This is a genomic window from Cecembia rubra (assembly GCF_003014575.1).
Lineage (GTDB): Bacteria > Bacteroidota > Bacteroidia > Cytophagales > Cyclobacteriaceae > Cecembia_A > Cecembia_A rubra.
Genome location: NZ_PYGF01000001.1, coordinates 685,721 through 706,831 on the forward strand (window position 1 = coordinate 685,721; position 21,111 = coordinate 706,831).

Annotated in this window: 15 protein-coding genes; 6 read left to right on the plus strand and 9 right to left on the minus strand. The window is 37.6% G+C overall.

Going from position 1 to position 21,111, the window contains the following annotated elements; genetic code table 11:
• Positions 1–11: 11 nt before the first annotated feature.
• The 5 genes from CLV48_RS02810 to CLV48_RS02830 form a co-directional block, all read right to left on the minus strand.
• The gene (locus CLV48_RS02810; protein WP_106565696.1) at positions 12–1,394 is read right to left on the minus strand and encodes a TolC family protein; all 1,383 of its coding nucleotides are present in this window, start codon (positions 1,392–1,394) and stop codon (positions 12–14) included.
• 3 nt (positions 1,395–1,397) lie between these two features.
• Entirely contained in the window at positions 1,398–2,750 is a 1,353-nt protein-coding gene (locus tag CLV48_RS02815; protein ID WP_106565697.1) for an HlyD family secretion protein, read from the minus strand.
• A gap of 11 nt (positions 2,751–2,761) precedes the next feature.
• On the minus strand, positions 2,762–4,462 hold the full coding sequence (locus CLV48_RS02820) for a peptidase domain-containing ABC transporter (protein ID WP_106565698.1): 1,701 nt from the start codon (positions 4,460–4,462) through the stop codon (positions 2,762–2,764).
• Positions 4,452–5,132, minus strand: coding sequence for a TetR/AcrR family transcriptional regulator (locus CLV48_RS02825; protein WP_106565699.1), 681 nt, complete (start codon positions 5,130–5,132; stop codon positions 4,452–4,454). Before CLV48_RS02825 ends, CLV48_RS02820 begins: the two co-directional genes overlap by 11 nt.
• 222 nt (positions 5,133–5,354) lie before the next feature.
• The gene (locus CLV48_RS02830) at positions 5,355–7,004 is read right to left on the minus strand and encodes a M28 family metallopeptidase (RefSeq protein WP_106565700.1); all 1,650 of its coding nucleotides are present in this window, start codon (positions 7,002–7,004) and stop codon (positions 5,355–5,357) included.
• A gap of 128 nt (positions 7,005–7,132) precedes the next feature.
• On the opposite strand from CLV48_RS02830, the gene CLV48_RS02835 reads away from it, so the two are divergent.
• Positions 7,133–8,167: an alpha/beta hydrolase gene (locus tag CLV48_RS02835; protein WP_106565701.1), complete on the plus strand. Its 1,035-nt coding sequence runs from the start codon at positions 7,133–7,135 to the stop codon at positions 8,165–8,167.
• Here the strand turns inward: CLV48_RS02835 and CLV48_RS02840 are convergent.
• A complete protein-coding gene (locus CLV48_RS02840; protein ID WP_106566113.1) occupies positions 8,164–9,069 on the minus strand; it encodes a DUF1684 domain-containing protein in 906 nt (301 codons plus the stop codon). The two genes, CLV48_RS02835 and CLV48_RS02840, sit on opposite strands and share 4 nt — an antisense overlap.
• A gap of 126 nt (positions 9,070–9,195) precedes the next feature.
• Here CLV48_RS02840 and CLV48_RS02845 point away from each other — a divergent pair, with 126 nt between their 5' ends.
• The 5 genes from CLV48_RS02845 to CLV48_RS02865 all read left to right on the plus strand — a co-directional run bounded on the left by CLV48_RS02845 (position 9,196) and on the right by CLV48_RS02865 (position 14,936).
• Entirely contained in the window at positions 9,196–9,954 is a 759-nt protein-coding gene (locus CLV48_RS02845) for a 3-keto-disaccharide hydrolase (RefSeq protein WP_106566114.1), read from the plus strand.
• Between the two features lie 75 nt (positions 9,955–10,029).
• On the plus strand, positions 10,030–11,643 hold the full coding sequence (locus CLV48_RS02850; protein ID WP_106565702.1) for an ABC-F family ATP-binding cassette domain-containing protein: 1,614 nt from the start codon (positions 10,030–10,032) through the stop codon (positions 11,641–11,643).
• Between the two features lie 190 nt (positions 11,644–11,833).
• On the plus strand, positions 11,834–13,246 hold the full coding sequence (locus CLV48_RS02855; protein WP_106565703.1) for a high affinity choline transporter 1: 1,413 nt from the start codon (positions 11,834–11,836) through the stop codon (positions 13,244–13,246).
• On the plus strand, positions 13,215–14,396 hold the full coding sequence (locus CLV48_RS02860) for a class I SAM-dependent rRNA methyltransferase (protein WP_106565704.1): 1,182 nt from the start codon (positions 13,215–13,217) through the stop codon (positions 14,394–14,396). Before CLV48_RS02855 ends, CLV48_RS02860 begins: the two co-directional genes overlap by 32 nt.
• 105 nt (positions 14,397–14,501) lie before the next feature.
• On the plus strand, positions 14,502–14,936 hold the full coding sequence (locus CLV48_RS02865) for a hypothetical protein (RefSeq protein WP_106565705.1): 435 nt from the start codon (positions 14,502–14,504) through the stop codon (positions 14,934–14,936).
• 233 nt (positions 14,937–15,169) lie between these two features.
• Here CLV48_RS02865 and CLV48_RS02870 read toward each other — a convergent pair whose 3' ends face one another.
• The 3 genes from CLV48_RS02870 to CLV48_RS02880 form a co-directional block, all read right to left on the minus strand.
• Positions 15,170–18,298, minus strand: a complete 3,129-nt coding sequence (locus CLV48_RS02870) for an AsmA family protein (protein WP_106565706.1) — start codon at positions 18,296–18,298, stop codon at positions 15,170–15,172.
• Between the two features lie 73 nt (positions 18,299–18,371).
• Entirely contained in the window at positions 18,372–19,793 is a 1,422-nt protein-coding gene (locus tag CLV48_RS02875; RefSeq protein WP_106565707.1) for a sulfatase family protein, read from the minus strand.
• 178 nt (positions 19,794–19,971) lie between these two features.
• A complete protein-coding gene (locus tag CLV48_RS02880; protein WP_106565708.1) occupies positions 19,972–21,069 on the minus strand; it encodes a 6-phosphofructokinase in 1,098 nt (365 codons plus the stop codon).
• Positions 21,070–21,111: the final 42 nt, after the last annotated feature.

Below are 21,111 nucleotides of genomic sequence, written 5' to 3' on the forward strand. Positions count from 1 at the left end.
TATATTGAGGTTTATTCCTCAAAACCTAAACCGGCAGCATTCAACATTTTGGCATAGGCAGTCTTTCTCTTTGCTGCCAGCTCATTGAGAGTAACTTGAGCATTAAATAAACTAACCTCCCTGGCATTGACAAGGAATAATGAACTTTCCCCAACCTCAAATCGCATCATTTCACCATCAAGCAGGCGCTGCAGTCCACTGACATTTCTGAAGAATACTTTCAATTGCTCATCTACTGTTTCATAATTGTAGATTTCACTTTCAAGTTTGTTTTTAAGTTGAACAAACTTCAGGTCCCTTTCATAATTTTTAAAATCCAATTTGGCCTTGGTCAAACCAAGACTTCCCCTTTCTTTTCTCAAAAACATGGGCATAGCAAAGGTGAAGCCCATCTTATAATTGTTTTCAAGGAATGGGGAGACCATCAAAGGATTGAAGGTTTCAGTAAGGAAGTTATAATTAAACCTCAGGACTGGTTTCAGCATTTCGGCTTTAAACCTCCTTTCCACCTCAGTACTTGCAATATCAAAGTCTTTCAACTGCAATTCTGGATGCTGAAAAACGTAAGTTCTCAAAGACTCTTTGCTATAATCAAACAGCATCTCCTCAAGTACATTCTCGGGAAATATCCCTTCTATTAAATCCATGGGATCTTCTTCTTGATCCCATAAAAATGTATTAAGGTACTGGGTAGATTTAAAGAAATTAATTTGAGCATTTTGAAATCTGTACAAACGATCCATTACCTGAGTATAAGCCTCAACTGTATCGATGGCAGGAAAATCACCTTGGATAAAACTCTCCTTTACCATTTCAAATCTTTGTTCGGCCAATCTCAGCCCCTCTTCAAAAACCTTAAGATTGTTGTAATCAGCTGCCCATTTCCAATAGGCATCAGTGGCATCAAGGTAAAGGTCGTTAAGGATTTGAATCCTTTCTGCCTTTGTTGCATCTCTAAAGATCTGTGCTTGTCTCAATGCAGCCCTTCTGTTGTCTATGAAAAGACCTTGACCTATATTCACTGAAGCACCTAGTGCCACAAGCCCATCAGCCGGTACTGTTTGTTCAGGGTTGAGGAAAACACCTGTATTCTGTTCGACAATACCCTTCAGCTCAACACCTCCCCAGGTTGGTATCCCAATACCTGCCTGACGAGTATCGTAATACTCAGTGTTTTTGAACTTCTTAGTACTGTAATCAGCGAATATTTTTGGATCAAATCCACCACGGGCAGCAAGTAATTCCTGTTCCCCAAATCGGAGGTTCACATCTGCCAATTTGGCCACGGGGTGGTTACCTCTCACCCAATCCAGGTAAGTCTCAAAAGTCAAACTTTCTTGAGCCCAAACGGAAGTGGATACCAATAAACCAATAATTATAAAATATACTCTCATCGGTTATTTTTTCTTACTGTTTTCAGCTTTTTCCCTGGATGTGTAATAATCAGGTGGGAAACCGTTGAGCTGACGCCACAATTCATACCAAAGCGGTACATCATTGAGAAGTGCAATGCCATCTGCTCCGGAGCCTATTCTTAATTTATCCGGCCATGGTTTGTCTTCCGGATCCTCTACAACCAATATCCTATATTTCCCGTTAGGCCCTGCAAAATTATCAATGGCATGTACCACTCCTCCAAAAGTACCGTTTGTGATTTGAGGCCAACCCGAAAATACAATTGCAGGCCAACCATCAAAAATAAACCTTACTTTGTTACCCAATCGGATCAGTGGAAAATCAACAGGCTCAACGAACATCTCAACAGCTAATTGGGCGTTTCCAGGTAAAATACTGATAATCTCTGCACCTTCCTTGATCGTCTCTCCTATACCGACTTGAATGGCACGCGTTATGTATCCTTCCTGAGGAGCAAGAATATACCTGTAACCTGTTCTTACCTCATAGTTGGAGTATTGATTTTCAAGTTTGGTAGCTGTAGCTTCAGCATCAAACTGTGAAGACATGGACTCATACATATCTGCTGAAGCTTTTGCCATTCTATCCCTGAAATCATTGTCAATGGCATTCAACTCAATCTGTGCTGCTATATGCGCATTGATACTTTGTAAAAGTCTATTTTCTGCAGCTATCAGATTCGCCTGAACTTCCTGGAACCTTAATTGTCTTTGTTCAAAATCAGTCAGGGAACGTAAACCTTCCTTATATAATTTTTCAGCCCTGCCCAACTGCTCCTCACCAATTTTGAAATTCACCTTGGCCTGTTCAAACTTAATGCTGTCAGAAGTTACCTGAAGCATTGCCATTTGAAGTCGGTTTTCTGCCTGTTCTCTTCTCAACTTGTTATTTTCCCTTAGTGCACCAATCTGGATTTCCAAGGATTTCACTTTTTCAGAATAAGACTTTGCTGCCATTGTTTTGGCATCCACCTGAAGTTTAGTTCTTTCCAAAAGCCTGGGATCGAAATAATCATCCTTTATTTCAGAAACTAGCAAAACAGTATCTCCTTTTTGCACATAATCTCCTTCAGCCACATACCACCTTTCAATCCTTCCTGCAATGATCGAATGTACAGTTTGAGGTCGCTGGTCAGGCCTTAGGGCCGTCACAAATCCTTTAGATCTTATGTTTTGAGTCCATGGTAAAAACAAAAACAAAAACGCACAAACTAAAAACCAAATAAGAATTTTAATTCGCTTCCTGCTTTCGTTTTTTGGAAAACTCATTCCCAAACTCTTGTAACCCTGAAAGGAAGTTTTGTCCCCGATTTTATTTTTTGAAATATCTATCATAGGGTATGGGATTAATTCATTTTACTTTTCAAATACACTTCACTGCTTCCATCAAATACCACCCGGCCTTCATCCAATGCAATGACCCTTGAGAATTTCTTGATTATTTCAGGATCTTCCGAAACCATCAACAAAGTCCAGGTGCCTGATAAAAGGTAATTGATGTAAGTTTCCTTTTCTTTTTCATCAAAGCATGAAAACAGGTCTTCCAATAAAAGGGCTTTAGGATGGTTTACCAAGCATCTCGCCAAGATGATCTTGCTGATAACAGATTTACTGAGATTTTTACCCTCTGGCATGAGGACTGTATCCCAGTCTTCAGGTAACTGATATATATATTCCTTCAATCCTACCAGCTCAATAATCTCTCTGACCTGTTTGTCAATTACATCCTTTTTTAAGGTAATATTATCATAGATAGATCCATGGAATATGGATTGATGGGAAAGACTATCACCAATATAGCTTCTTAACCTATCCAAATTCATTGTATCAATAGGTAAGCCATTTACGATAATTCTCCCTCTATAATCAGAGAATAATCCAGCCATAAGATACATCAAAGTACTTTTCCCACTTCCGCTTTTACCAGTTAGAATTACCTTCTCTCCTGAATTGATCTGGAAAGTAACATCTTTCAATATGTCAAAACTTGTGTCTTTTGATTTGAAAGAAAGATCCCTAATTTCAAATTCAAGGCTCTGTTTGTTAGTAGTTAGAGACTTTTCTGTTCCTTCTTGTCTCTCCATTGGAAGGTCCATAATCTGACCCATTTTTTCTGTAGCTGTAAGTGTATCATAAACTGAATCCAAAGAAAGGATCACTTTCTCCACTGAGCTCACCATCAAAATAATTACTACCTCTGCTGCAATAAACTGACCTATACTGATCTGGTCATTGATCAAAAGTACACTACCTACAACCAAAAGAACGGTTACAATCAATGCCTTAAACACAATCATTACCTTATACTGGAGCACAAGAACAGCAAAATGCTTATTTCTGTAATCCACATAGGACTGGAGCAACTTATCAATAGTATAAAAAGGCAACTTGGAATTTCCAGCTAATTTGAAAGTTGCCATTGTCCTACCAATTTCTTCCAACCAATAGGCTGTTTTATATTTCTGTGTAGAAACTTTGAGATTGGTTTCCATCCCTTTAGGACTGGTATAGTAAAAAATCAAAATAACCATTGCCAACAATATCACACTGAATATCAAAAAGAAAACGTTGTATAATGCCAACAGGACCATTCCAAAGAATATCTGAACCGTGGCAAAAGAAAAGTCAATCAAAATTTTTGATATCCCCTTCTGTAGGTTAACCGCATCAAAAAACCTATTGACCAATTCAGGGGTATGCTTCCACTGAAGCTCATCCATTTTCAATCTTGGCAACCTGTAAGCAAAACTGAATGCAGATTTGGTAAATACCCTTTGCTCTAGTTTCTCTGTAAGGTATAACTGGGAAATCTGCAAAAATCCCCCAAAAGTAATTCCTATGGCCACTACCAATACCATGATCAACCATGCTGTACTTACCCTACCCCCAAGGACAAAGTTAACAATGGCCTGTATTCCTAGTGGATAAATCAATGAAACTCCACCGTTCAGAAATGAGTAAAAGTATATGGCATAAACTTCCTTTTTTTCTTCTTCAAGAAATTTGAAAAACCTTCTTAAAGGTGTAAGTGCGACGTCAATTTTCATTTTCTATGGTTTTGAAAACTAATTGGTTAAAAAAATCAATTCTTTTTTCATCTCCCGGTTGATGCTCTGTAAGTCCAGGTAAATGCCTGGAATAATATGACTGCATCATACTAGATTCCATTACTGTTGAAACCAATGTTTTGGGAAATTGAAATCTTGGATTGATTTCAAGTATTATTTCTGCAATTCTTTCTCCGAGTTTGTGGTAATGATTGAAAAAACCCTTTTGATATTCTTCATCTACCTCTTTTGTCATTATGGCCTTGGTAGCTTCATCCGTCAACAACCTTCGAAGGGCAAGAGGATCAATAAAATCATTTTTGGTAAAAATTGGTCCATGTACTAGGATTCTAATTGCAATCTCCAATTTCCTCCTAGGATCAGCCATATTTGCTGTTCCGAAAATAAGGTTCTGTTGAACATAGCCCCAATACCAAGAAGTAAGGTACAACAACAATTTATGCTTATTCTCAAAATATCTGTAGACAGCAGATTCAGTACATCCGATTTTAGTTGAGAGCTTTTTGAAAGTGAAATTTTCAAAGCCCAATTCTATCATCATTTCAATGCTATTGGTGATAATTCCTCTCCCCAAATCTGAGCTAAAAGGGTCTTTAAGGAAAATATCCTCATTGACGTCTACCCTTGATTTTTGTAAGATACTCTCCATTTGTGAATGATAAACACACTCTGAACGGTAGAACTTCACAAAAAGTTTAGAATATTATATAAAAAGTTTGTAATACTCTCAAATAAAATCCCCTAGAAACAAAAAGGACAAACCTCCCTTTGTAAGAGACAGAAAATAATCTATTTAATCAATTTTGGAAAATTTTCTTAAAAACCAAAGAGGCTGTCCAATATTTACTGGACAGCCTCTTTTTTAATGCATTTACTTCTTCATGTAAGCTTCTCTGATTGCTTTAAATTCAGATCCTTCTTTCCAACTTGGCCAAACATCTTGATTTACCAATCTCTTACCAATTGAAAAGTACAATTGAATTTCATCAATTGCAGCATCAAGATCCCATTCGCCAGGAACATATTCATCCGAAGGTTTGTGGTAATGGTTCATCGTAAAATCCATCTGTTTCTGCAAACCATATGCTTTACCTTTTTCTATATGATCGATTCCAGTCCCAAAATACAAGGCGGGGATACCTATTTTGGCAAAATTAAAATGGTCAGACCTGTAATAATAACCTGCTGACGGCGTAGGTTCTGGAGCGCTGTATCTTCCAACTTTTTGAAGTTCACTTTCCAGCAAATCCTCCAGTTCGGATTGTCCAACACCAATTACTGAAACATCTTTCATTTTACCGATATGATTGACCCCGTCAATGTTAATATTAGCTATTGTTTTTTCTTTCGGAAAAATTGGATTCTCTGCATAGTATGCAGACCCCCAAAGACCTTGTTCTTCTGCAGTGACAGCCAATAACACTACAGATCTTTCAGGCTTGCTTGCCATGAATGCCTTTCCCAATGCCATCAAAGCCGCAATTCCACTTGCATTGTCCAAAGCACCATTGTAAATACTATCTCCTTTTTCATCCGGCTTACCAATTCCCAAGTGGTCCCAATGTGCAGAGTAAATTAAGTATTCATTTGGTCTTTTTGTCCCTTCCACCATAGCTACGGCATTTTTGGACATGGCATACTTAACTTCAACATCCAAACTACTGCTGGCTTTTAAACCTAATGGTAAAGGTTTAAATTCTTTGGATTTTGCAGAACTCATTACATCTTCGGCATTCACTCCGGCCATTCCAAAAAGTTGTTTTGCAATAGGAAGTGTTACCCATCCCTCAAAAACCGGCCTATATTTTTCCAGCCCTCTTGAATCCAAATAGAGTTTAGACGAATTCCATCCATTTTGCACAACATTAAAACCATATCCCGCTGGTTCGGTGTCATGAATAATAAGAACACCTAAAGCACCCTGTCTTGCAGCTTCTTCAAATTTATAAGTCCACCGACCATAATATGTCATCGTATTCCCTCTAAATAAATCTTCACCTGAACTCCCAAATCCGGGATCATTGACCATGACCAAAACTATTTTCCCTTCTACCTCCAGATTTTCATAATCGTTCCAGCCATATTCAGGGGCAACAATTCCATATCCTGCAAAAATGATTTCAGCATCCTCAAAATTTAAATATGAATCTGTCCGCTGGGTCCATAATACATAATCGTCGAAACCCTTTAAATTTACCTCATTGGTAGCAGATTTGATTGTCATTTGGGAGGCAGGTCTACTAGTGATCGACATCATGGGGACATCTTGGAAATAACTGTCTCCATTTCCTGGTTTTAAACCAATTTTTTTGAATTCCTCTTCGAGATAATTCAAGGTTAAAGTTTCCCCTTCTGTGAAAGGCATCCTCCCCAAAAACTCATCTGAAGAAAGAGCAATTACATGGGGCTCAAAATCTGAAACTTTAATCTGATAGTCTTCTTTTATTTTTTCTGAACAGGCGTAGGCCAATAAAGAAAAAGCCAGAACCACTGAAATTTTTTGATAGCTGAATTTTTCCATTTTTCTTCACATGATTTTGCCAAAAATAAAAAAATTATCCTTATCCCCACATCTCTTAATAATGGAGTGCTGATGGAAAGGGTTTTTGACTGAGAAACGTTATTTTTACATATTCAAGATCTGAATAAATGAAAACTATACTGAGAGTTTTATTAACTACTGCAATCATTGTAGCTATTATTTACATGTTTGGCCCCAAAGCAAAAATACAAACTTTGGATGGGGAATATCCAATTGTCCCAACTAGGATGATGGAATTAGAGACTTATATCAAGAGTAAAGAGGATACCGTTTTTGGTTTGAAACCTGGTAACCAGGCCAAGATTATTTGGGCTGATAGTACAAAAAAAAGCAAAACCACCTATTCTATCGTATATATTCATGGATTTGGAGCCAGTGAAATGGAAGGATCTCCAGTCAACAGGGAAGTTGCACGTTATTTCAATGCCAACTTGTATTTGGTACGGCTTCCGGAACATGGGATCAAGAGACCGGATGCCATGCGTTACATGACAGCCCAAAAGCTAGTTGACGAGGTTAGAGAGGCATACATGATAGGAAAAAGTTTGGGTGATTCTGTTATAGTGATGGGTACATCTATGGGAGGAGCTCTTTCCTTGATACTTGCATCGGAAAGTCCAGACATGAAGGCTTTGGTGCTTTACTCTCCTGCGATTCGTGAAGGCGGTGATGCATTGGAACAATTTTTTAGACCGTGGTCAAAATATATAGCTGAAAAATTCCTCTATGAAAATGGTGTTAGGTCTACACCAAGGGAAGGAGACAAAGCAAAATATTGGTCAGAGGAGTACCATGTCAATGGATTTGAAAGTCTGGCTGTTTTACTAAGAAGCAAGATGAATGTAGGCACATTTAAGAGAATAAGCATACCGGTTTTTTTGGGATACTATTTCAAAAATGATCAGGAACAGGATTTTGTCGTTTCTGTACCAAAAATGCTTGAAATGTATGACCAGTTGGCCACAAAGGATAACATGAAAAGGAAAATAGCATTTCCTGAAACCGGCGACCATGTCATTGCCTCAAGTATAACTTCAAAAGATTGGGAATCAGTGCTTAGGGAAACGATCAACTTTCTTGAAAAAGTTGCAGGTGTTAAAGTTCCAGAAAAAAATGAAGAATTAATTGAAGAAGAAGCCTAATGGTCTCCAAAATTCTTATGCCCAGCAGTAATTGCTAGATCAAGTATATTTTGCCTAGGGGGAAGCGGACAAGTAGCATGGGGTGTATAGACACAAGGTGGGTTATAGGCTTTGTTGAAATCCAGAATGATCTTACCTGTGGCATCGGCCTTTTTCACATACATATAGCGGCCTCCTCCGTAAGTCTCCCTCCCGCTGGTAGCATCTGCAAAAATCAAAAATAATTCTTCATCTTCTTCATTTCCTAATGCATCAATTTTATATGTAGATCCATCATATACAAATTTTATAGAGCCTGGAGAGAGATTTGGAGTGGTTTGTCCTATAACATTGGTGATCATAATTTCTTTTGGTGGATTATTAGGAACAAATTCAGCAATTATTCTCCAAGATATATCAACAGGATAACGGTCTACTCCTTCAAATTTTTTGATTGCCTGAGCTTCAAAGTCCCTTAATCTCAAACCATAAGCATCGGCCCTTTTGATAATAACCCAATTTAAACTCTGAAAACTGAGTGCTTCAGAAATTCCTTGATCTTGATCAAAAATTAAGGTTTTTCCATTCACTTCTCCCGCCTTAGATGTAACCCCATCAATATTAGGGGTAAAAAATACTTTTCCATCCTTCAGTTCAAATGTGCCTATTTCATCAGGAAAAATGTCTGATTCCAGCTTCAAATTCATATCAATCCCTGAACCAAATGAATTCAATCCCTCCTCCAGCCAATAAAGTCCGATCAAGTTCAACCATCCTGTTTCTGACCTGAGAGATGCCATTTGATTTTCATGCCATTGATTGATTTCTTCTAAGTGTTCCTGAGTACTGATATTCTCGGATTTGGAGGAACAGGAAATAGAAAAAATGACAAATAGGCTGATTAATGCTGAAATATTTTTCATTTGATTCATAATAGGAAAACAAAAATAATGGCTTTGTGGAAATTTTTTAATGAAAATTACATGATCAGTATCCAATACAATCGAATAATTTGCTTATTTGGGTCAGTTCACCATAAAACAATTGTAATGAAAAATCTGGTAATCCTCTCAGTTCTTCTATTCCTGAATTCCAGCATTCTTGCCCAAATTGGAGTTGGGGCCAAAAAACCTGCTAATGCTCAAATGTTATTTGATGGAAGTAGGGAAATGTTAGATGAAAAATGGACCTATTGGGAAGGTCCTCGACTGAAAGCTTCACTTCCAATCAAGTGGCAAATAGTAATTGACCCGGTAGATAGAGGATATGCAATGAACAGCAATGACCCTGCTGCTGCCGGGGGCTTATATGGGGCTGCAGATATTATCACCAAACAGGAGTTCAGAGATTTTAGATTACATGTTGAATTTTTGGTTCAAAATGAAGGTGGAAACTCAGGAGTATATCTCCAAAACAGGTATGAAATCCAGATTTTGGACGGGGATTATGGCTTACATGGTATGGCTGCCATCATCAATGAACACCTTCCTACCATTCAGGCATACAACGGAACAGGCAAGTGGAATGCGTATGACATCACCTTCAGGGCGGCAAGATTTAAAAACGGGAAACTGACTGAAAAAGCAAGGGTTACTGTCTATTTCAATGGCAAAAAAATCCATGAAAACAAAGAAATCCAACAAGTATGGGGAGGTCCTAATTCTGGGCAGGATGGTGGAAATGATGGAGGAAAAGGAATTACGGATAGGCCTGGAGGAATTAAGCTACAGGCCGAAGGCCATGATGTCCTTTACAGGAATATTTGGATTAAGGAGTTAAAAATTAAAAATCCCAAAACGGATTTTTAAATCTAAGGAAATGGAAACCTAAATAGATTAATAAAGATTTAGCTATCTTTGCAGCTTCAAAAATTAGAGCAATCCATGATTTCAGTAGATAATCTCTCCCTAAAGTTCGGTAAAAGGACCTTATTTGAAGATGTAAATTTAAAATTCACTCCTGGCAACTGTTATGGTGTTATCGGTGCCAATGGAGCAGGAAAATCCACCTTTCTAAAAATCCTTTCCGGAGAACAGGACAGTACCACTGGCAGTATCAATATTACCCCAGGTCAAAGGATGGCTGTTTTGAAACAAAATCACTTCGAATTTGATGAATTTGATGTGCTCAAAACAGTGGTCATGGGGCATAAAAAACTATATGCCATCATGGAAGAAAAAGATGCTATCTACATGAAAGCTGACTTCTCTGAAGAAGATGGTATCAGAGCTTCCGAATTGGAAGCTGAATTTGCTGAAATGGATGGTTGGAATGCAGAATCTGATGCTGCAGCACTTCTTTCTGGTTTGGGAATTTCTGAAAACTTACATTATCTGCAGATGAAAGAACTTGCGGGTAATCAAAAAGTTAGGGTACTCCTTGCCCAAGCCCTATTTGGAAATCCCGACATCCTAATTCTTGACGAACCAACGAATGACCTGGATACTGAAACCATCAGTTGGTTGGAAGATTTTTTGGTGAATTTCAAAAACCTAGTTATTGTTGTATCACATGACCGTCACTTTTTGGATGCCGTATCCACCCATATAGTTGATATCGACTTCGGAAAAATCAGAATCTATTCAGGAAACTATACTTTCTGGTATGAATCTTCGCAATTGGCAGCCAAGCAAAAATCTGATCAGAACAAGAAGGTTGAGGAAAAAAGAAAAGAACTTCAGGAGTTTATTGCTAGATTCTCTGCCAATGTGGCCAAATCCAAACAGGCTACTGCCAGGAAGAAAATGTTGGAAAAACTCAATGTAGATGAAATCCAACCATCCACACGGAAATATCCCGGAATCATTTTCAAGCCTGAAAGAGAAGCGGGAGATCAGATTTTTATGACTGAAGGCCTTGAATTGAAGGATGAAAACGCTGTCTATTTCACTGATGTTAACCTAATGGTAGACAAAGGTGACAAAGTAGCCTTTATCTCTAAAACCAAACAGGCAGTTACTAAATTCTTCCAAACGATTATGGAGGATATTCCGGTACAAAAAGGCAGTTTCAAATGGGGAGTAACCATAAACAAAGCCTATTTACCAAATGACAATTCCAGGTATTTTCAGACAGAGCTGAACCTGATCGATTGGTTAAGGCAATATTCCAGCAATCAGGAAGAAGCATATGTTAGAACCTTCCTTGGCAGAATGTTATTTACAGGAGAAGAAACATTGAAGAAAGCTTCGGTACTATCTGGAGGTGAAAAGGTAAGATGTATGATTTCCAGAATGATGCTCCAAAACCCCAATCTCTTAGTAATGGATGAACCAACTAATCACTTAGATCTGGAATCCATTACAGCTTTCAACAATGCCATTATTGAATTTAATGGAACGGTTCTTTTGTCTTCTTATGACCATGCTTTTGTTCAATCTTCTGCCAACAGGATCATTGAATTTACCCCAAAAGGGACAATTGATAGAAGAATGAGTTATGATGATTACTTGGAATCTGAGGAAATCAAGGCTTTGAGGGAGAAAATGTATAATTAGACTCAAGACTTAAGAATTAAGACTCAAGATTGATGTACCATGTACTAAATACATTTGATTCTTATTTCTTGCTTGCTTTTAAGCTCTAGCTTCTCGTCTCAAGCTTCTTATTTCTTATGTCCTTTGTCTTATGTCTTTTGTCTTATGTCTTATGTCTTATGTCTCGCCTCTAACCTAAACACAAAAGAACTTGCTTCTCACAGCAATCATAATCTATATCCTGATTACCGTAGCGATAGGTGCCTGGTCGTCCAAACTGGTCAAAAATTCCAATGACTTTGTTTTGGCGGGTAGGCAGTTACCGCTTTTTTTGTCTGCCTCTGCCCTATTTGCCACTTGGTTTGGATCTGAAACTATATTTGGTGCTTCTTCGGAATATTTGGACCATGGATTACAGGGAGTCATAGAAGATCCATTTGGAGGAGCCCTTTGCCTGATTTTATTTGGCGTATTTTACCTCAAACCCATGTACCGCATGAATGTGCTTACGATTGGGGATGTTTATAAAAAGATTTTTGGTAAAAGAGTTGAGTTTTTTGCCTCCATTTTTATGGTTCCTGTATATTTTGGATATGTAGCCGCTCAGTTGGTTGCATTATCTTTGATTTTCACCTCTGTAGCTGAAATTAGTATAGCCCAAGGAATTATCATATCAGCAGCAATTGTTGTATTTTACACATTTTTAGGTGGAATGTGGGCCATTTCTATTACGGACTTCATCCAAACTACTTTGATTGTGATAGGATTGGTTTGGGTAACTGTCCTTGTGGTTGAAAAAGCAGGTGGGATAATGCCAATTCTTGAATCGGCTCCAGAAGGAAGTTTCCAATTTTTCCCTGATCCGGATAAAATTTCCTGGTTGAATTATTTAGGAGCATGGATTATTCTGGGCTTGGGAAGCATTCCCAGTCAGGACATTTACCAGAGGGTCATGGCTTCCAAATCTGAAAAAATAGCAGTGCAATCGACTTATTTAGCTGGAATTTTTTATGTCACCATTGGATTACTTCCTTTGTTTATTGCATTAGGCGCCAAGCACTTATATCCTGAGATATACCTTGAGAACAAACAGTTATTATTGCCTCAAATGGTCTTGCTCCATAGTGGGGTTCATGTACAGATATTGTTTTTTGGAGCTTTAATTTCAGCCATCATGAGTACTACAAGCTCAGGATTATTGGCACCTTCTGCAATCGTTTCTGAAAATTTGATCCGCCCTTATTTTGGTAATCGATTGAGTGACAAACATTTTCTTTGGATTTTAAGACTCAATATTATTTGCATTGCGATTATTGCTACCATAATGGCACAATGGAAGACAAATATTTATGAATTGGTAGCCAATGCCTCTATTTTGATGCTGGTTTCCTTATTTGTTCCACTTACAGCTGGGCTTTATTGGAAAAAAGCATCTGAAATGGGCGCCATCATGTCCATTGTTTTCGGAATGATTACCTATCTTGGCCTCTTGCTTTCCGATTTACCCTATTATCCACATTTACCCGCATTGGGAGTCAGTGCAGTAGCCATGATTCTTGGTTCCGTATTATTTCCAGTAAACTCTAAAAACCATGTCAACTTATCAAAAAATAAAGCTTCATAAAGGAAAAGAGGTTTCCATATTGAGAAAGCACCATTGGGTTTTTTCTGGTGCCATTGCTAATAAAGATGAAAGCTTTGAAAATGGAGAACTGGTTGAGGTAGTTGACCATAAAGGTAATTTCCTGGGAATAGGACATTTTCAACACGGATCCATTATGGTTCGTCTGATAACTTTTGAAAATGAAAAAATCAATATTGAATTTTGGATTAAAAAACTTAAAGCTGCATACCAAGTCAGGGAAAGTTTAGGTTTGACCAATAACCCAATGACAAATGTATTTAGACTGGTGCATGGGGAAGGTGATGGTTTGCCAGGTTTAATAATTGATTATTATAACGGTACTGCAGTAGTTCAGACCCATCATATTGGCATGTTCCGTCATGTAAAGGATATTGCAAATGCTCTTCAAAGTGTTTTTGGCAATCAGTTACATGCTGTCTATGATAAAAGTGCAGAAACCTTACCAAAAAACATTGGAGTTGAAAACAGATTGGTTTGGGGTGAACCCCAGACAAATCTTGTCCTTGAATACGGCTGTCAATTTGAAATAGACTGGGAAAAAGGGCAAAAAACCGGATTTTTTGTAGACCAAAGGGAAAACAGAAATTTATTGGGTTTATATAGTAAGGGGAAAAAAGTATTGAATTCATTTTGCTATTCAGGCGGATTTTCAGTCGCTGCACTGAAAGCAGGCGCCATTGAGGTGCATTCAGTGGATATTTCCGCCAAAGCAATTGACCTTACTGATAAAAATGTAAACCTCAATGAAGGTTTTGGTGGTAAGCATTCTTCTACCGTAGCAGATGTGGTGAAATACATCCGTGAAATTGACAATGATTTTGATATCATAGTACTGGATCCTCCTGCCTTCGCTAAAAATATCAAAGCAAGGCATAATGCGGTTCAAGGCTACAAAAGGTTAAATGCCGAGGCTTTGAAAAAAATTAAACCCGGTGGAATATTATTTACATTTTCCTGCTCACAAGTGGTAGACAAACAGCTTTTTGCACATACAATTACCGCGGCAGCCTTAGAAACAGGGCGAAATGTCCGAATCCTTCATTACCTATCCCAACCAGCTGATCATCCGGTTAACATTTATCATACTGAAACAGAATATTTAAAAGGGCTTGTACTTTATGTTGACTAATTCCAAAATAATTTGAAATTAACATGCTGCCAATTTCAAATTCTAGAGTTGAAATTTGGAAAATGATCAGATATATAGCTTACTTTAAACAAAAAAATTCAAAACATGTACATTGGACTGAAACATCTTCACTCTGGACTGGCCTACTTGGCTCTTGCCGCATTGGCAATTGTGTTTATTTATGCGCTGATTGGTGCCCTGAGCAATAGGGAATTTACTGAAAAAGACAGAAAATTCGCGCTCATCGCTTTTATACTTTCACATGTTCAGCTGTTGATTGGCCTTATCCTTTATTTTGTTAGTCCCTTAGGGTTTACTTTACTTAAAGGAGGAGGAGCTATGTCAGACAGTACTGCTAGGCTTACAGCCCTGGAACATCCATTGATAAATATTTTGGCCATTGTAGTCATTACAATAGGGTACTCAAGAGCAAAGAAATTTAGTGAAAGCCGTGCAAAATTCAGATCTATCTACATGCTATATGCCATTGGCCTAGTTTTGATCATAAGTAGAATACCATGGTCCAATTGGATAGGTTAAAAACAATTAAAAAATTAATATGTATATCCGCAATTAGACCAGTAACCAATTTAAATTGGGTCTTAAATCAACCTGATATTAATAGATATTGGATCCGCCTCGGGAGACAAGTTATTCATTGATATTGGTTTGAAATCTTAGGTTTATTCTATTGTGATTATTCTACTGGCATGAAAGCGGACAATCATAAAAATTAAAAAACCGCCCTAGATTATAAAGGCGGTTTTTTAATTTCATTTGGCCCTACCCAATCCTATCTGGTAATTATCAGGTGATCCTTTCATATTGACATTGACAAAACGCACCCTTTTATCCGCATCTCTATAAACAATAGCATCCTCTCTGTCCGGATCAATTTCATCTTTACTTTTTCCACCAAATAGAGACCTAAAACCTACCTGAGTGACAAGTCCTAATGGAATTCTGATAAAATATTCCATATTCATATCCAAGCTCTGTTTTCCTGAAAGCTCAATAAAACCTAGGCTGGAATTGATATTCATCCTAGGTATATTCAATACCCCTTCCTTTAACTCAAAAGTATTGGACAAAGTGTCGAAACGAACGTTGTTCAGGTTTCTGTCTTTAAAAAATTCCCCCATTGCTTGGAGCGGTGCAAATCTTACCAATCTTCCTTGATATACTGTAAGTTCCATCTTAGCCTCAGATTTTTCGATGATCGGAGTAAGATCCGGATATACCAAAAACTTACTGACTATTGTACCTGACACCAAGCCATGCAGATTTTCATTGATCAAATAATCCTGCCCAAAATTTTCAAATTTGAACATCAACTTATCCAAGTCCAGCTTATCGGCCACCATGGTGCTATGGAAATAAATTTGATTTGGGTCAGAACCATTGAAGTACCCTTTGATTCCCAATGTGCCTTTGGCTGCCATCAGCCCCAAGGTATCCAAATAAATATAATGTTCAGGATTGGTTCTGGCATTTAACGTAACATTTTCCAACCAAAAAGAATGATAATTGAGTTTCGCCACTTTGGCGGAAAAGTCCATATCGGTAAAAGGGACTTGAAAAATGTTAAAAGTATCTTCGTGATTGCTTGGCTTGTCTAAACCTTCAAATCCCATTAAAGCATCTAAATCCAATCTATTAGACATCAAAGAAAAGTAATTCTTAAGCGTATTTCTTTCTTTAACAGAACCTAAATAATAGCCCATTTGGATATTGAAATCCGAAATACCCAATTGTCCCTGAAAGTTTTCCAAGGTGAGATAATCATTTTCAAAGTGCAACCTTCCATTAAACTTTTCAAGCCTTAAAGGATGCAATTTCATTTTTCCTTCCAGATGGTTCAACCAAAGATCCGCTGACTGAAAAACGCCATTATAGATTAATTCCAATTTACCTTTAAGCTTCAACTTATCAATTTCTTCATTCTGATAATCAGCAGGTAAATAATTTTCACCTGCATAAGAAAGAAGATCATGGATTGCAAGGTGGTTGGACACTAGGTCAAAATCAAAAATACTTTTTCCATGGGGAGTTTCCTGGAACCACTTGGAATAATTCTGAAGCTTTCCAGAAAAATGGAAGTCCGTTTTATCGATCTCTCCGGTAAAGTCGATCACAGCCAAATCATTGTCTCCAATGATCACATCTGCATGAAAATCATGAAAAGCGTGCGGATAATTCTTTAATCTTGCATGAAAATCTTCAATAAAAAATTCTCCCTTTGGCAAATATTGGTAATGCTTTAATTCCTTACCTGTTGACTCAAAAGCTAATTTGATTTCAAAATCAGAAATCACTTCTTTCCAAGCAGTTGAATCAGTTTGAAAAATCTCCTCTAGATCTATTTTGGAAGATTTGGCACTTAAATCTGCTTTTACTTTCTTGTCCTCTCCATGAAATATTGCAGGGAAATTGTGTACTTTACCTTTAATGGAGAAATCAGATCCTGCTACTCCAAAATTAGCTTTTTCAAGTAATAGATCTCCCTGAACCAAAGACGCATAGATGTTTGCATTTTTGATAGGATGAGGAAAGTCCGGTAGTTTAAAATTGAAATTATTGACTATCAGTTCACTTTTAATACTCTTATCTATTCCTGTAATTCCGGAAACTTCCAGATCTACAAGTTCATTGAAATCCATATTGACAATAACTTGACCACTGATGCCCTGTAGACCCTCTAATTCAAAAAATTCACCCAAAAATCCCAGATCGAGGTCTGCATTTAAATTGATATCTATATATGGATTTAGAAAATCCCTTATGATTAATTTCCCTTGAAATATCCCTTGTTCAGGTCTGGCATTGAAATTCAGTAATTGAAACTCAGAAGTTCTAAGGTTTCTTTCCTCTCCATTGGTATAAAATGCCGAAAACCTCAAATCTTCAACTTTCTTTTCTTTTGAAGGATTCAAAAAATAAGCATTATCACATCCAAACTCCAACCCAATGGAAGGTACTTGGCCCTCTCCCAAATTCCCTTTAATTCTTCCCTGAAAATAAACATCCCCCTCATTCTTATATTTCCTCAAATATTCACCGGTTTCTTGTGGTAAAAAGGCTGCAATCAGATTGAAATCAGGCTTTTCTCCATCAATCTTGAGGTCCATAATGAGCATTTCATCAAAGTCTATTGAACCTGTCAGGTTCAATAAGGCCCCCTCTACAGCCAATTTTGATCTCTCCAGTGTAAGCAGATCTTGATTTTGATCAAAATCCAAAGCAATATCAAGATCTAAATGCTTATTTGAAAAAAAAGTAGCTTTTCCATCAACTTCAAAATCAAAAATCAATTTGCTCAAAAGCCTTGCATGTAAATGGTCATTTTCAATTTTAAATGCAGACTCGGCAAGGCCAATATGGAAATAATAGGTATTCAGATGTTCCAAATCTTCATATTTAACTTCTACATCAGAAAGAATGATAGATGCTAAATCTAATTGAAGATCTGCTTCTTCTTCACCGTTATCTTCCATTCCTTTAGCTGTCAATAGGTTAATTTTGCCATCAGGAAATCTGACAATATTCAAATCAGCTTTTGAAATTTTTATCGAACTGATAATATTGTTTCCCCTTAGGATATCCCATATCCTAAAACCAACATAAACATCTTCAGCATAATATATAGTATCGTTATTTGACACTTTATCTCCAAAAAAAACTACATTTTCCAAATCAATCGATATATAAGGAAAATTGGCAAATGGGGCTATGTGAGAGTCCTTAACAGACAGTTCTCCAACAAAATTCTTATTCAGTGATGCAATCACATTCTGAGTTATCCCTTTCTGATTTTTATAAACTGTAAAAATGGCGGCTAAACCAACCGTTAAAAAAACTGCAAACAAGATGAAAGCAATGCTTAATGCTTTTTTGTACTTCATAAAATCGATATTTGATAACTTTCCCTAGCAAATACCAGGCTAAAACAATTGGTAAACAGCTAAAATAATCAAATTATAACACTTTTCCGGGTTTTCTAGTATTCCTTCCCTCTATTCCAACTAGGGCATTTCCCAAATCTTCCCTTGCAATTATAGCCAGATCTATCATTTTTTCCAGAATTTCAGGTTTTTCATGAATAAGGTTAAGTTTTTCAGAAGGATCACTTGGAATATGATACAACTCCATGTGTTCAATTTCCATCATCCTATATTGCAAAGGAATTCCATCATTTTTAGGCTCCTGTCCTGATTTAAGGGAGCGGTATTGATGGGGAAAAATTAACTTCCAATCCCCCATTACCATTGCCTGTAATTCATTTCTGTTGTAATAAATAAAATAAGCATCTTGGGGTGATTGGTTATGGCTATCCAAAAACATCCCTCCAATATCTTTCCCATCAATGGGCAGTTTGGGAAGATTTCCACCAACGATTTTGGCCAAAGTAGGTAGAATATCTATACTCATAGCAGGATGAGGTTGTACCAAGCCAGCCTCCCAATGATTTTTCCAATGAAAAATCGCTGGTATTTTTACTCCTCCATCCCATGAAGTACCTTTGCCTTCTCTCAAAGGATAAGCGGATCCAGCGTGTTCTGAATAAGAAATCCACGGACCATTGTCTGACAGGAAGATAACGATGGTATTTTCCTCAAGATCTAATTTTTTAAGGGTCTCCATGATTTGCCCTACTGACCAATCGATCTCCATAATTACATCCCCATAAAGGCCTTTTTTTGATTTACCTTTGAATTTATCAGAAACAAACAAAGGGACATGTGGCATTGGATGGGCCAGATAGAGAAAAAAGGGATTATTCTTATTTCTCTTGATAAAATCAATTGACTTATCAGTAAATAATGTGGTGAACATGCTTTGGTCAGACCATACCGTATCAATTATTTTATCTCCTGAATACAAGGTTAAGGGTGGATAATAATCTTTGTTTTCGGGATGATTAGGCCACATATCATTTGAGTAAGGAATGCCGAAGAATTCATCAAAACCCTGATGCAATGGAAGAAAATCTGGATGATGCCCTAAATGCCATTTGCCAAAAATTGCAGTCGCATAACCCATAGGTTTCAAAATTTCAGCAATCGTTTCTTCTTCAAGATGGAGTCCATGGCTACTGGTATGGTCCAAAGCACCATGGATTCCCAGTCGGTTCGGATAAGTTCCTGTCAGTAATGCTGCTCTTGATGCAGAACATACAGCCTGAGCCACATAAAAATTAGTGAATTGGACGCCACCTGCAGCCAAAAGGTCCAAATTAGGGGTTTCAATTTCAGAGCCAAATACCCCAACATCATTATATCCTTGGTCATCAGTAAAAATAATTATGATATTCGGGGATTTACTATTCAAAGTCGTTTCCTTCTTTGAACAGTTAAAAAGTAAAAAGGGCATCATTATCAACAGTAGGTTCCTGATCATTTTGAAAATCTTTTTGTTTCAATCTCACTAATTTTATGAGGATAAAGTTTAATGTTAATAAGCCTTTGAATTTTAAAATATTTCATCAATTGAGTATGTCTTAGGGTATAGGCATGCACCAAATGGTAATTTACATTGCTGCAAAACCACAAAGGTCATTTTCCATGGCCATATTGAATCAATCCCCAAATGAAATCCCCAAACCTTTAGCTCCTTTTACCAAAAAGCTGTCAGGTTTAATGGATTTGTTTCCTTTTGTGGCCTCTTCCAATGGAACAGATACAAACTCATTATTCTTGAATGCAGCCATTTTCCCGAATTCCCCATGCAATATCATTTCAAAAGACTTCACCCCCAATAAAGAAGCCAAAACCCTATCAAATGCAGTAGGGATGCCTCCTCTCTGAACATGACCTAGAACAGTTTCCCGTATTTCTGCTTTTATACCTGCCTGCTTAAGCTGTTGGGAAAGCTCGAAAGCTACTCCTCCCAATTTAATGTGACGTGATCCTTCTTCTCCTTTGGAGGCTGTTACTGTTCCTCCCAAAGGTTTGGCTCCTTCAGCAATGACAATATTCACAAAGCCTCTACCCTTTTCATACCGGCTTTCAATCTTCTTAACCAATTTCTCAATTTGATATGGGATTTCAGGGATTAGACAGATTTCTGCTCCTCCTGCAATGGCTGTGTGTACAGCAATCCAACCAGCATCTCTGCCCATTACCTCCATGATCATCACCCTATGGTGGCTTTCAGCAGTAGTGACCAACTTATCAAAACTGTCTGTTGCTATTTGTACTGCAGTCTGGAAGCCAAAAGTCAAATCTGTTGCTTCCAAGTCATTGTCTATTGTTTTGGGTACACCGACGATTGGAATTCCATGGTCAAACAATGCCTTGGATATCTTCTGTGAGCCATCCCCACCAATACTGATCACAGCATCAAAACCATGGAATCTGATTTTATCAGCCAATTCTTTGGTTCGGTCTTCAAAGACTATATTCCCGCTTTCATCCTTGACAGGAAAATGCAAAGGATCGGCTTTGTTGGTTGTTTTCAGAATGGTACCGCCTCTTACATGGATACCTGCTACCTTGGTTCGGTTGAGCTTAACGATCCTAAATGGTTCAAACCATACTCCATTAAATGCTTCCATACTCCCATAAACCTCCCATTCCTTCGTTTTTTTGGCCCTCTTGTAAATCCCACGTATGACAGCATTTAATCCTGGACAGTCCCCTCCACCTGTAGCAATCAAAAGTTTTTTCTTTTTCATAAACAGTTTAACTCTTTATGCAACTTACAAAAATTTCAAGCT